Source organism: Parabacteroides sp. AF48-14 (assembly GCF_003477465.1).
GTDB classification, from domain to species: domain Bacteria; phylum Bacteroidota; class Bacteroidia; order Bacteroidales; family Tannerellaceae; genus Parabacteroides; species Parabacteroides acidifaciens.
In genome coordinates, this window is sequence record NZ_QUDI01000048.1 from 1 (window position 1) to 13599 (window position 13599).

The following is a 13599-nucleotide window of genomic DNA, read 5'->3' on the forward strand; positions in this document are numbered from 1 at the left end:
AACTATAATATGAAAAGTCTAAAAATATTTTTTTTTGCAAATTCTGAACCAAATTGTTTTTTGTGCTGTTATATGATAAAATGAATTAGGAATTATATCCATAAAGATATTCCTAAAATGATTAAGTTAGTAGTATTTGTTTTTTCATATAAGTAGAGTTTGTTATTTGTTTGGTCCGTATGTAACTGTGAAGTTGGATACGGGCTTTTTTTATGCTTTTATAGTAACCGATTTTGGTTGTTATATGTTTACCAGATAATCACAATTATGTTTAATAGGATTATTTGACTCTCTTAAACCCTCCAACGTTGCACCCTTTTTCCGTTTCATAAAAACAAAAAAGGAGTTTTCATTATGAAAACTCCTTTTTCTGAATCTTATGCGTCTGATTTGATTTTATTGCTGATTCATTTCTGCTTCGATGGCTTCCAATTCCGGACCCATGTTCAGATTGTAGTAAATACCTCTCAATCCGATCATATTATCCATTTTAGCAGGTTCTGCTTCATGGGCTTTCTTGAAATACGGAAGAGCTTTTTTGAATAATTCTTTAGCGATATTCAATTCATCCTGATATTTCTTGCTATCATTGATCATGTTAGCTTCACTCTGTTTGTTTACAGCCTGATTGTAATATAAACGACCTAAGCTGGAAAGAGCGTCTGTCAGATTCGGATCTTTTTCCAAAGCCAGCTTAAGGTATTTTTCTGCGTTGTCATAATCCTTAAAGCCGGTTTCATATACACGACCTATTGCATTGTAAAGGGTTGCATCATCCGGATTTTTCTGGATAGCAATATTCAAATATTCTAATGCTTTTTCGTTTCTGTTAGAATAAATATAAATATTGATCAAGCTCATCAGGTAATATGGATCTTCCGGGAATTTAACAAGTCCTTCTTCCAATGTCTTTTCCAGATTAACAGAATCTCTAAGAACTTCTCCATATTCATAGCAGAGATACTGATAAATGTCACTCTGACGATATTCAGTGTTCTTAGCACGATCTAAAGCAGCAATTGCTATTTTAGAGTCGCCTAATTGAGTCGCTGCAACAGCTGCATAGAACTGTACAGTCATGAATGTAGAGTCCTTCTCTGCAGTCTGAGTTCCTGCAAACATCGGCAGTTCAGAGATTTCAACGTATTGATTGAAGAAATCATAAGCTTTTTTATAATCTTTCTGGTCGAAATAGTATGCACCGCCATTGAAAAGATAGATATGATTTGCACTCAGGATGCTCTTAATATCTTTTGTGAATCGAGGTTTCACTTTACCTTTTTCGTTCGGCTGTTGATCCAGTTCGTATGCTTTCTGGAAATAAGGTAAAATACCATACAGAGCTTCATACATAACCGGTTCATTCGGCTGCTGTCCCAGAATCTGCTTTGTTCTTTCAGCGTTAAACTGCTGATCTTCAATAAAACCTGCTACATACCAAGTTTTAGCGTCATCCTTAGTTTCCGGATTTTCCAATGCACCTTTGATCAAGGTTCTGGCCTCTCCAAAATCTGCATTATTGCTTTTCGCAATACTTTGTGCCTCTCCCACAGCTTTTTTCTGTGCGAAAGAGGTAGATGCTGCAACACATAGTGCAACTGTAAATAATACTCGTTTCATTTGTGATAGTGATTTGAGATTAATATTTCTATTTGTTTAAATTATTCCTCAGTTGTTTCTTCAGTGTCGTTCACATTTTCCTTGTTTTCGACATCATCAGAGACATCTTCGAAATCGGTATTCTCTATTGGATGTTCATGAACAGCAGCACCTTCCAAAGCTTCGCGCTGAGCTTTTTCTTCAGCTATCTCTTCTTCAGTCTGTGACAGAACTTTACATACAGAGGCGATTTCGTCATTACGTTTCTCCAAATTAATCAAGCGTACGCCTTGCGTTGCACGTCCGATGACATTCAGATCAGATACCTTCATACGGATCGTGATACCAGACTTATTGATGATCATGATATCATTTTCTTCCGTAACATTCTTGATAGCAACCAATTTACCGGTCTTCTCCGTAATGTTGATGGTTTTGACACCTTTACCTCCACGATTCGTAATACGGTAATCTTCAATATCAGAACGTTTACCGTAGCCTTGTTCGGACACAACCAGTACTGTTTCCTTTTCTTTGTCTTTTATGCAAACCATTCCGACTACTTCGTCGTTATCGCCGTCAAGTGTCATACCTCTAACGCCGGAAGCGGTACGACCCATAACACGCACGGCACTTTCATGGAAACGTATCGCACGCCCGTTACGGTTTGCAATCAGGACTTCATTATTACCATTTGTCATACAAACTTCGATCAGACCATCGTCTTCACGCAGCGTAATCGCATTCACACCATTCTGGCGAGGACGGGAATAAGCTTCCAGCAACGTCTTCTTGATCACACCTTTCTTCGTACAGAACAACAGGTAATGAGAATTGATAAATTCCGTATCTGTTGTCAGTTTCTTCACACGGATAAAAGCGTTTACCTTATCATCCGGCTCGATGTTCAGCAAATTCTGGATTGCTCTACCCTTCGAGTTCTTCGCTCCTTCCGGAATTTCGAACACTTTCAGCCAGTAGCACTTACCTTTAGCCGTAAATATCAGCAAGGTGGCATGCATGGAAGCCGGATAGATATATTCCACAAAGTCTTCATCACGTGTTTCAGAACCTTTAGCTCCTACTCCACCACGTCCCTGCGCACGGAACTCGCTCAACGGAGTACGTTTGATGTAACCCATGTGCGAGATCGTGATAATCATCTCGTCATCTGCATAGAAGTCTTCAGGATTAAGTTCTTCGGAAGCATAAACGATATCTGTTTTACGTTCGTCTCCATACTTGTCCTTAATCTCCTGCAGCTCGTCTTTGATTACTTTCATGCAAAGATCGTCATTTTCCAGAATTTCCTTCAAATATGCGATTAATTTTTCGATTTCTTCATACTCTGCACGAAGTTTATCCTGCTCCAGTCCTGTCAACTGGCGAAGTCTCATCTCGACAATAGCACGAGCCTGTACATCTGACAGAGAGAAACGCTCCATCAAACGCTCGATTGCCTCATTCGGGCTCTTGGATGATTTGATGATAGCGATTACTTCGTCGATATTGTCGGAAGCAATAATCAAGCCTTCCAGGATATGGGCACGTTCTTCTGCTTTACGCAGATCGTATTTTGTACGACGGATCACCACTTCATGACGGTGATCGACGAATGCCTTGATCAGGTCTTTCAGGTTAAGCTGACGCGGGCGTCCATTTACCAATGCAATATTGTTGACACTGAAAGAAGACTGCAGAGCGGTTAGTTTATACAGCTTGTTCAGCACGACGCTCGAATTGGCATCTCTCTTGACATCAACAACGATACGCATACCGCTACGGTCGGACTCATCGTTTACATTAGATATACCGTCGATACGTTTTTCATTAACCAGGTCGGCGATATACTTAATCAGTTCCGCCTTATTAACAAGGTAAGGAATTTCCGTAATGATGATCTTCTCGTGGTTACTGTCTGTTTCTATTTCAGCCTTACCACGCAGAATGATACGTCCCCTACCCGTTTCAAAAGCATCTTTCACGCCGGCATATCCGTAGATAGTGGCGCCGGTCGGGAAATCCGGAGCTTTGATATATTGCATTAAATCTGCTACTTCCATCTCGCCGCGGGCATCGATGAAAGCCATACAGCCATCCAATACCTCACTCAGGTTATGAGTCGGCATGTTGGTAGCCATACCTACGGCAATACCGGAACCGCCGTTAACCAGCAAATTCGGAATACGAGTCGGCAATACAGTCGGTTCTTTCAACGTATCGTCAAAGTTCAGTTGGAAATCAACCGTATCTTTATCGATATCGCGAAGCATTTCTTCGGCAAGCTTGCTTAACCTTGCTTCCGTATAACGCATTGCGGCAGGACTGTCGCCGTCCACCGAACCGAAGTTTCCCTGTCCATCCACTAACGTATAACGCATAGACCATGTCTGTGCCATACGAACCATTGCGAAATAAACGGACGAGTCGCCGTGTGGATGATATTTACCTAAAACTTCACCAACAATTCTCGCAGATTTTTTATAAGGTTTGTCGGATGTATTTCCCAATTCATTCATTCCAAATAAAATACGGCGATGAACCGGTTTAAAACCATCCCTAACATCCGGAAGGGCGCGCGAAACAATGACAGACATTGAATAGTCAATGTATGCCGATTTCATTTCCTCCTCGATGTTAATCTTAATAATTCTGTCTTGATCAACCATTTAGTTTTATATTTATTACACTCAATATCTCACCTTTCAAAAAGTGCACTAAGGTAAGGCTTTTCCGTTTATCACGAAAGTTTTTAGCCCGAAATTTTAGAAAACAACCAAGAACTTGTTGCCCAAAGAAAGAGCGCAGGCCTCTTTCGTGACCATGCGCTCTTCCTTTTATCCTGCCGGCTTGATGTGTTCCTTGCAATTCACCGGGCCGCTCTTCCTCGCCAAATGCTTTATTCTATGACGGATTTATTGTCTGCAAATCGTCGTACGCGTTCATTTAATATATCACAAATTTCTTTTCCTTTTATATTCAGATTATCTGCCGGAATAGATTCTATTGCTCCGGTTTGTTTGTAATTGAATGACAACAGATATTCTGTGATGCGGGATGTTCTTGCCGAGGCAAATTTATTCTGTATGAAAGTCGTTTTATAATCGATAGCTATCTGTTCAGACGCAGATACTTTTATTGGACGGAAACGTTCCACGTCTTTGAAATAGATTGTATGGCGCTTTCTTCCTATTGATGTACAACAATCCAACTTGTCTGCATAGATGACAAGAAATGGAATACCGTGAATCTTCCTGTAAAATACAGTAACAATATAAAACAAGCCTCCTATTCCAAAAAACAGAACATTCAACCAGCCACCAATTATTTTAGTGATACCATTACTATTTACATCTGATATAAAGAACAATCCCATTGTCACAAAAATCAAGCATACTATACCCAAAAGCAGGCTTTTCCAAATGCTATGATCTATTACAACTTCTGCATCTGTAAATTGTTTATCATGATGCGCCATAATCTATTTATTTTATTCATTTGTTCACTCTCTTTCCGTTCTATTATTTCTTTGTTCACAAAGTTACCGCATTTTCAACAGAAAACCTCGTATAACCTCCGAAATGTGCATACTCTTCTAACGCTTTTACCTTTACATCCGCCACAGCGGCCAAATCGTCTCCATGCAGTCGCTCGAATAGATTCCGGCAGATGTGAAGGATTCAGCTTTTATCCGTTTATTGTCTTTTAAGGAATAATGGCATGGAATTTGTTAGGTATATGGAGAGAGTTTATTATTTTTGCATTGTCACAGTACATTATTATAATATGAAAATAACTATTCAAAGAGATTAATGGACATTATTGAATATAGCCGTGAAGAGGCGACAAGGCTTCAGAACAGTTATATCGGGCCGGAACACTTAATGCTTGGTATTATCCGTGACGGCGAAGGGAAGGCCGTGCAGGCACTGCGCGAACTGAATGTCGACGAATGGGGTATTAAGAAGAAGATCGAACAAGAAATCAAGAATACATTTGACGCCGAAGAAACTGTCCAGCATGACATCGCCATCAGTAAAACAACCGAACGCGTACTGCGTATGAGTATGCTCGAATCGCGTCTGTTCAAGAAAGAAGAAACCGGTACGGAACATCTGCTCCTGGCTATTCTGAAAGAAGAGTTTAACGTGGCCGCTAAAGTGCTGAACGAGGCAGGTATAACCTACCGTAGCGTGTACAATTATCTGGTAAGCGGAACAGGCTTGAAACGCATGGACGATTTTGCCGATGCAGAAGACGACCTCGAACATTTCGATGAAATCAGCGACGGTTATACCGACGATGACGAAGACGATGAAGACGATTTCTCTTCTCGCAGGGAATCTCCCCGCTCCTCCGGTTCAGGAACCGGTTCAGCACAGCCGAAGTCACCGAACGACACTCCCGTATTGGATAATTTCGGTACGGACATGACACGTGCGGCAGCCGAGAACCGCCTCGATCCGATCGTAGGACGTGAAAAAGAGATCGAACGCCTGGCACAGATCCTGAGCCGTCGTAAGAAGAACAATCCTGTCCTGATCGGTGAACCGGGTGTCGGTAAATCAGCGATCGTGGAAGGTCTGGCCCTTCGTATCATCCAGCGTAAAGTATCGCGCATCCTGTTTGACAAACGTGTGATCAGCCTGGACATGGCTTCCATTGTGGCCGGGACAAAATACCGCGGCCAGTTTGAGGAACGTATCAAAGCGATTCTGAACGAGTTGTCGAAGAACCCGAATATCATCCTGTTTATCGATGAAATCCATACGATCGTCGGTGCAGGTTCGGCCTCCGGATCGATGGATGCGGCCAATATGTTGAAACCGGCTTTGGCACGTGGCGAGATACAATGTATCGGTGCTACGACGCTCGACGAATATCGTAAGAACATCGAGAAAGACGGAGCCTTGGAACGCCGTTTCCAGAAAGTGATCGTCGATCCGACAACAGCCGAAGAGACTTTGCAGATCCTGCAAAACATCAAGGCCCGCTACGAGGAACATCACAATGTAATTTATACGCCGGAAGCATTGCAAGCCTGCGTAAAACTGACAGAACGTTATATCAGCGACCGTAACTTCCCTGATAAAGCAATCGACGCATTGGACGAAGCCGGCTCTCGCGTACATATATCTAACATCACTGTCCCGAAGAGCATCGAAGAGTTGGAAGCCAAAATCGAGGCGACTAAAGCTGAGAAACTGGCTGCCGTTAAGTCACAGAATTTCGAGTTAGCTGCCAGCTTCCGTGACAAAGAACGTCAGTACTTGCTCCAACTGGAAGCTGCTAAAGCCAAGTGGGAACAGGAGTTACAGGAACATCGCGAAACGGTAGACGAAGATAAAGTGGCAGAAGTTGTTGCCATGATGTCCGGTGTCCCCGTTCAGCGTATTGCCAAGGCTGAGAATCTGAAACTGCTCGAAATGGCAGAGAATCTGAAGAAGAAAGTTGTTGGCCAGGACGACGCCGTCCAGAAGATTGTAAAAGCAATCCAACGTAACCGCGTCGGTCTGAAAGACCCGAATAAGCCGATCGGAACATTTATGTTCCTCGGTCCGACAGGTGTAGGTAAAACCCATTTGGCTAAGAAGTTGGCGGAATATCTGTTCGACTCGGCTGACTCACTGGTCCGCATCGATATGAGCGAATATCTCGAGAAGTTTGCGGTGTCCCGCCTGATCGGTGCGCCTCCGGGATACGTCGGTTATGAAGAAGGCGGTCAGTTGACGGAAAAGGTTCGCCGTAAGCCCTACTCCGTTGTCCTGTTAGATGAAATCGAGAAAGCGCATCCGGACGTATTCAACCTTTTGTTGCAGGTCTTGGATGAAGGCCGCCTGACGGATAGTCTTGGCAGACGGATTGACTTTAAGAACACGATTCTGATCATGACATCCAACATCGGTACGCGCCAATTGAAAGACTTCGGCCGTGGTGTCGGTTTCAATACGCAAGTAGCCGGTGAACCGGACAAGGATTTCTCCCGCAGCGTCATTCAGAAAGCGCTGAATAAAGCGTTTGCTCCGGAATTCCTGAACCGTGTGGACGACATTATCATGTTTGACCAGTTGGATAAAGAAGCGATCCACAAGATCATCGACATCGAACTGCAAGGTCTTTACAAACGAGTTGCCAGCTTAGGTTATTCCCTGGAACTGACAGATGCCGCCAAAGACTTTATCGCAGGCAAAGGTTACGATGTGCAGTTTGGCGCCCGTCCATTGAAACGTGCTATACAGAAATATCTGGAAGACGAGATGGCAGAAATGATTATCCGTGCTTCTGTCGGCGAAGGCGACACGATTGTGGTCGACTTCGACAAAGACAAACAGGAGATCGTTACAAGCGTAAAAAAGAGCGAGCCGACAACAGGCGAGTCTCTTCCTGAGACATCTATCTGATAATTGTTTTATTTCATATTGCTGCCACCACTGGCTATAGTGCTTTGATTTATAAGTCCTATAGAAGTGGTGGCAGCATCTTTTAGTGATACCGCTGCTACCACTATTTCACCTTTCCTCTCCTATTTCTTTAAAAAGTCTTAAATAGTTTCACCTGTTTCAATGCTTGAAACTAAAGTTTCATGCCCATGGAACAAAAGTTTCTCCTGCAAGAAACAAAAGTTTCCTCGGCATGGAACAAAAGTTTCACTACTTGGAAACTCCTGTCGCTTGCCATCTCTGATAACTTGTCAGTCCGAAATGCCATTTTGTACATTGGCATTGTTTTTGTTAATAAACATCACGTAAGCAATTATGGTTATAAAGCAGAAACAATAAGTATAATATTAAAATATATATCGTATTATGGCAAAACAAGGAAACATAGGTGTTACAAGTGAGAACATCTTCCCTATCATCAAGAAGTTTTTGTATAGTGACCACGAAATCTTCCTTCGTGAGTTAGTGTCTAACGCGGTTGATGCGACGCAGAAGTTGAAAACGCTGGCTTCAGTCGGCGAGTTTAAGGGTGAACTGGGTGACTTGACGATCCATGTCAGCTTCGACAACGATACGATCAAGATATCCGATCGCGGTATCGGTATGACGGCCGAAGAGATTGACAAATACATCAACCAGATCGCATTCTCCGGAGCTGAAGAGTTTGTTGAAAAATATAAGAACGACGCAGCCGCCATCATCGGTCATTTCGGACTTGGTTTCTACTCTTCCTTCATGGTTTCCAAGAAGGTGGAAATCGTGACCAAATCGTATAAGGAAGGTGCCGTTCCTATGAAATGGAGTTGCGACGGCACGCCCGAATACACACTGGAAGAAACAGAAAAAGAAGACCGTGGTACGGATATTATCCTGTATATCGACGATGAAAACAAAGATTTTCTGAATAAAGATAAGATCAACAGCCTGTTGACCAAATATTGCCGCTACTTGCCGGTGCCTATCGCTTTCGGTAAAAAGCAGGAATGGAAAGACGGTAAGTATGTCGATACGGACCAGGACAATATCATCAATGACATTCAGCCGGCGTGGGTCCGCAAGCCGAGCGATATGACGGACGAAGACTACAAGAAGTTCTACCAGGACTTGTATCCGATGTCGGACGAACCTTTGTTCTGGATTCATCTGAACGTGGATTATCCGTTCCATCTGACAGGTATCTTGTATTTCCCCCGCATCAAGAGCAATATCGACCTACATCGCAACAAGATACAGCTGTACAGCAACCAGGTATTCGTTACCGACTCGGTTGAAGGTATCGTGCCCGAATTCCTGACATTGTTGCACGGTGTGCTGGATTCACCGGATATCCCGTTGAACGTTTCCCGTTCTTATCTGCAGAGCGACCAGAATGTAAAGAAGATCTCCAACCATATCACCAAGAAGGTGGCAGACCGCCTGGAAGAAATGTTCAAGAACGACCGCCCTCAGTTCGAGGAAAAGTGGGATAGCCTGAAACTCTTCATCCAATACGGTATGCTGAGCGAAGAGAAGTTCTACGACCGTGCGGCTAAATTCGCCCTGCTGAAGGATGTGGACGGCAAATATTATACGTTTGAAGAATACAAGGCTCTGACAGAAGCGAACCAGACAGACAAGGAGGGCAACCTGATCTATCTCTACACGACCAATGTCAATGACCAGTACAGCTATATCCAGGCTGCTAAGGACAAGGCATACAGTGTGTTGATTATGGACGGCCAGTTGGATGTACACGCGATCAGCCAGTTGGAACAGAAGTTCGAAAAGACTCGCTTCGTCCGTGTGGACAGCGATACGGTCGATAACCTGATCCGCAAGGAAGACGCCGGCAAAGTTACACTGGATGAAAACCAGAAGAACGCTTTGCAGGAAATGTTCAAGAGCCAGCTTCCGAAGATCGAAAAGACTGATTTCATCGTTACTTTCGAAGCATTGGGCGAAAACTCCAATCCGGTCATGCTGACACAGAGCGAGTATATGCGCCGTATGCGTGAAATGTCTGCCATGCAGCCCGGTATGTCGTTCTACGGCGAATTGCCCGACAGCTACAACCTGGTGTTGAATACAGACCACGAATTAGTAAAGAAAGTTCTTTCCGATGAAGAAACGGCCTGTGCGGAAAAGCTGAACCCGATCCTTGCCGACCTGAAAGGCTGGCAGGCGCGTCAAAGCGATTTACGTGAAGCCCAAAACAAAAAGAAGGAAGAAGAAATCACTTCCGAAGAGAAAGAAGATATGACGAACACGAACAAAAAGATCGACGAACTGGTTGCACAGCGCAACGGCATTTTGTCCGAATACGCAGCTGGCAACAAGCTGGTCAGCCAGCTGATCGATCTCGCACTGTTGGCAAACGGTATGCTGAAAGGTGAAGCGTTGAGCCAGTTCATCAAGCGCAGTGTTCAGATGATCGGATAATAAGAGGCAAATAAATAATATATTCGAAAGGGAGTTGTGTCAAAAGTCCTATTTATAGCGTCTGTGTCCTGGCGGGCTTGACCCGCCATCTTATACTAATCACTGTAAATCAGTTTAGTATGAGGTTGCGGGTCAAGCCCGCAATGACACGCTAAAGCGTTAGAACTTACTTTTGACACATCTCTCTTTTTATTTATTCAACCGTGTACCCTTTTGCTTTTGCAAATTCCAGGATAGAGGAAGTTATGGCTTTTCCCAAATCCTCTTTCTTCTCTCCGGTTCCTTCTTTGGCCTGTTCCTCCATATATTGTTTGCGTTTAGCTCCAGTCGGGCTATTTCTCTTTGAATGGCAGTCCGCTCTTTGGCCAGACTGTCTGCATATGCCTGCAACTTGTCATGGGATAATTGCTGCAAATCGGCCGGCAAATCATCCCGGGAGATTTTGGCGAGTGCATCTTTATCTTGCTTCAGGCGGTCCACCAAGTCCCATGAGGTGTTGTCGTAGACTTCCTTTGTTTTACTGACAGCCCGTTCTGCATAGTTGGCAGAAGAAATGGACATGGCGTTCTGATCCTGCATTACCTGATTGGCTTTGCGTGCAGTGCCGGCATGTCCATAACCGACATACGTTCTGTTCAACCGGTCATTGCAAAGAATGATTTGGGCGTCGAAAGGTGTTTCGATATAACGGATACGTTCGTCCGAGTCGATATTGAAAAACTTGCCGTTTCCCCTTACTGCCGCATCTTGCCAGTAATCATGTATTCCTGTTGCCCTGTCGCCGCAATGGATGGTGTTGACGGAAATTCCTTTTTTGACAGCATCCGCAATGGCATCTTTGTACCGGATTTCCCCTTGGTCGAATATCTCGTTTCCGGCAATGTAAATCAACTTTATATCAGCTTCGTTGTTTCCCCATTCCAGCTCGTCGGCTGCTTTGTGGATAACGGTTCCGCAATACTCTTCGCTGCCTCCGGTTGTCAGGGCGAAAAGTTCCTGCGAGATTCGGTCCAGGTCGGTGGTCAAAGGAGTGATCTGCCGGATATAATCTCCTTTATAACGATAGTAACTGCCGTATTCATAGAGGGAAATCTCTATTTTCGGCGTTTTTCCGTTATATTTGAGCGTTGTCAGCGTATTGACTATATTCCAGAGCCGGGATTTTGCCTGTTCGATCAATCCCTGCATGCTGCCCGATGTATCGAGAAGGATGGCGACTTGTATTTTCGTCTGGTTCTCTTTCTTTGCCGTTTCAGACACCATGTTGCCCATTGCAGTAGCAAAGATGGCTGCAAACAGGAAGCTAAATAGGATAATTCTTTTCATATTCGGATATTTTTTATAGGTTTATGGTTCAAATATAGAATGTTAAATATTAAAGTTTTTGCCAGAATGGGTGAACGGAGGATTTGACTTGGTGAAACATAACAGATAAATGTATTAGAAGCATTTACTTTACACATGTAAAAACATATGACGGAAAAAGCGATGAAATACTTATCCCTTCTTATATTCATGTTACTGCCGGCGACAATTGCCTGGTCGCAGGAAGACACGATTCCGACTATAAAGTATTCCGGTAATACCCGGAGCGCAGCCATGAAACTGTCGACCTCTTTAGAGAAAGACAGTTCCGACAGGAAAATCGCATTCGATTATCTGATTTTGGCAAAGGAGTTAATGAAACAAGGCGAATATGTAAAAGCGGAGCTGTATCTGAACAACGCCTCCAAACTCTATCAGAAGCTGAACGACAAAGAACAATTGGCCTATGTAAATCGGGAACTTGCCAAAGTGAAGGAAGCACAAAACAAACTGCGCGACGCAATCTCGAATTATAGTGAAGCAGTAAAGCTGTCACAGAACAAACAGGTGCAAGAACTGAATATAAATGACGTTAAACGTCTGAAGAATAAATCGAACCCTGTCGTACAGGCAACTTATATACAACGGAATATCGATATCCTGAATGCCGACGAAGACAAGGAGGAACGGGCTGTCGCCTATCAGCAGATGGCGGAAGTAAATATGAAGATGAATAATCAGCAAGCCGCCATTTCCAATTTGGAATCCGCATTGGAAGATGTAAAAGACAAGCCGGTCGAAACAATTAAAGTTAAACGGGAAATCGCAACAGCTTATGCCGCCGACAAGAAAATGGAAGAAGCCGCCGCTTCACTTCGCCAGTCATACGAATTGGCTCTAAAGGAAGGGCACACGATCGAAGCGAAGAAAAGCCTGGAACAGCTTGCCGCACAATACCGGAAAATGAACAAGCCCCAGAAAGCCCTGGATCTATATAAAGATTTTATGAGTCAGCTGGAACCGATGGTTAAGGCAGACAGTACGTTGATCGATTCCCGTTTTTTTGAAGTGCACGAGAAACGCATTGCCCAGTTGGAAAAAGAGCGCGTATTGAAGGATGAACTGATTCGGAAACAGAATAAATTCAACAGCTTCCTTTTGGGTTCGATCGTTTTGATCCTGATATTCATGGCCTTTATTCTTCGGGCCTGGTATTCTATCAGGCGCAAGAATAAAAAGATCGCATTACAGTCGTTACGGCGTGAGATGAATCCGCATTTCATATTTAACAGCCTGAATAGCGTGAATCAGTTTATTGCCCGGAATGACGAACTGGCAGCCAATAAATACCTCTCTTCCTATTCCCGCCTGATGCGCAACACATTGGAAAACTCCAATAAGGACTTTACTCCGCTTGCAACCGAGCTTGAGCAACTAAAGGAGTATTTAGAACTGGAACATATGCGTTTCCAGGATAAATTCACCTATCAGATTCGGATTGACGAATCGCTCGACATGGAGGCAATCCTTATTCCCAATATGCTTATCCAGCCACAATTGGAAAATGCGATCTGGCACGGACTCCGTTACAAGGAAGATTCCGGACTGCTCACTTTGACAATCCAAAAGAAGGCTTCTTCCCTGTCCGTTGTCATAGAGGATAACGGCATCGGGCTGACCAAAAGCCGGGAGTTGAAAACCAAACATCAACGGGAGCACCATTCGCGTGGCCTAACCAATACATACGAACGCATCCATTTACTGAACAGTTGTATAATTGCCACATAACAATAGACATAACAGAAAAAACCGGGAATGAAAGCGGAGTAATCGTCAC

The 13599-nt window shown here is 43.7% G+C and carries 7 protein-coding genes; 3 read left to right on the forward strand and 4 right to left on the reverse strand.

Annotation, left to right across the window (positions count from 1 at the left end; translation table 11 throughout):
* Window positions 1-396: 396 nt before the first annotated feature.
* The 3 genes from DW083_RS18395 to DW083_RS18410 form a co-directional block, all read right to left on the reverse strand.
* Window positions 397-1620 carry a lipopolysaccharide assembly protein LapB gene (locus DW083_RS18395; protein WP_122333404.1) on the reverse strand — a complete coding sequence of 408 codons (1224 nt, stop codon included), beginning with the start codon at window positions 1618-1620 and terminating at the stop codon, window positions 397-399.
* 41 nt (window positions 1621-1661) lie between these two features.
* Complete coding sequence (gyrA, locus tag DW083_RS18400; RefSeq protein WP_122333405.1) at window positions 1662-4268, reverse strand: DNA gyrase subunit A; 2607 nt, start codon at window positions 4266-4268, stop codon at window positions 1662-1664.
* Between the two features lie 230 nt (window positions 4269-4498).
* Window positions 4499-5077, reverse strand: coding sequence for an STM3941 family protein (locus DW083_RS18410; RefSeq protein ID WP_122333407.1), 579 nt, complete (start codon window positions 5075-5077; stop codon window positions 4499-4501).
* 334 nt (window positions 5078-5411) lie between these two features.
* Here DW083_RS18410 and DW083_RS18415 point away from each other — a divergent pair, with 334 nt between their 5' ends.
* Window positions 5412-8000, forward strand: coding sequence for an ATP-dependent Clp protease ATP-binding subunit (locus DW083_RS18415; RefSeq protein WP_122333408.1), 2589 nt, complete (start codon window positions 5412-5414; stop codon window positions 7998-8000).
* Window positions 8001-8405: 405 nt separating this feature from the next.
* Complete coding sequence (htpG, locus tag DW083_RS18420; RefSeq protein ID WP_122333409.1) at window positions 8406-10457, forward strand: molecular chaperone HtpG; 2052 nt, start codon at window positions 8406-8408, stop codon at window positions 10455-10457.
* Between the two features lie 243 nt (window positions 10458-10700).
* On the opposite strand, the gene DW083_RS18425 is transcribed toward htpG, so the two are convergent.
* Window positions 10701-11783, reverse strand: coding sequence for a VWA domain-containing protein (locus DW083_RS18425; RefSeq protein WP_233552281.1), 1083 nt, complete (start codon window positions 11781-11783; stop codon window positions 10701-10703).
* 162 nt (window positions 11784-11945) lie between these two features.
* Between DW083_RS18425 and DW083_RS18430 the strand changes: the two genes are divergently transcribed.
* Window positions 11946-13550 (forward strand): histidine kinase, encoded by a 1605-nt coding sequence (locus tag DW083_RS18430; RefSeq protein WP_233552282.1) that lies wholly within the window; start codon window positions 11946-11948, stop codon window positions 13548-13550.
* Window positions 13551-13599: the final 49 nt, after the last annotated feature.

Coding starts and splice junctions, on each gene's coding strand:
- gyrA (WP_122333405.1), bottom strand. CDS start 4,268: ATGGTTGATCAAGACAGAATTATTAAGATTAACATCGAGGAGGAAATG.
- DW083_RS18430 (WP_233552282.1), top strand. CDS start 11,946: ATGAAATACTTATCCCTTCTTATATTCATGTTACTGCCGGCGACAATT.
- DW083_RS18425 (WP_233552281.1), bottom strand. CDS start 11,783: ATGAAAAGAATTATCCTATTTAGCTTCCTGTTTGCAGCCATCTTTGCT.
- DW083_RS18415 (WP_122333408.1), top strand. CDS start 5,412: ATGGACATTATTGAATATAGCCGTGAAGAGGCGACAAGGCTTCAGAAC.
- DW083_RS18395 (WP_122333404.1), bottom strand. CDS start 1,620: ATGAAACGAGTATTATTTACAGTTGCACTATGTGTTGCAGCATCTACC.
- htpG (WP_122333409.1), top strand. CDS start 8,406: ATGGCAAAACAAGGAAACATAGGTGTTACAAGTGAGAACATCTTCCCT.
- DW083_RS18410 (WP_122333407.1), bottom strand. CDS start 5,077: ATGGCGCATCATGATAAACAATTTACAGATGCAGAAGTTGTAATAGAT.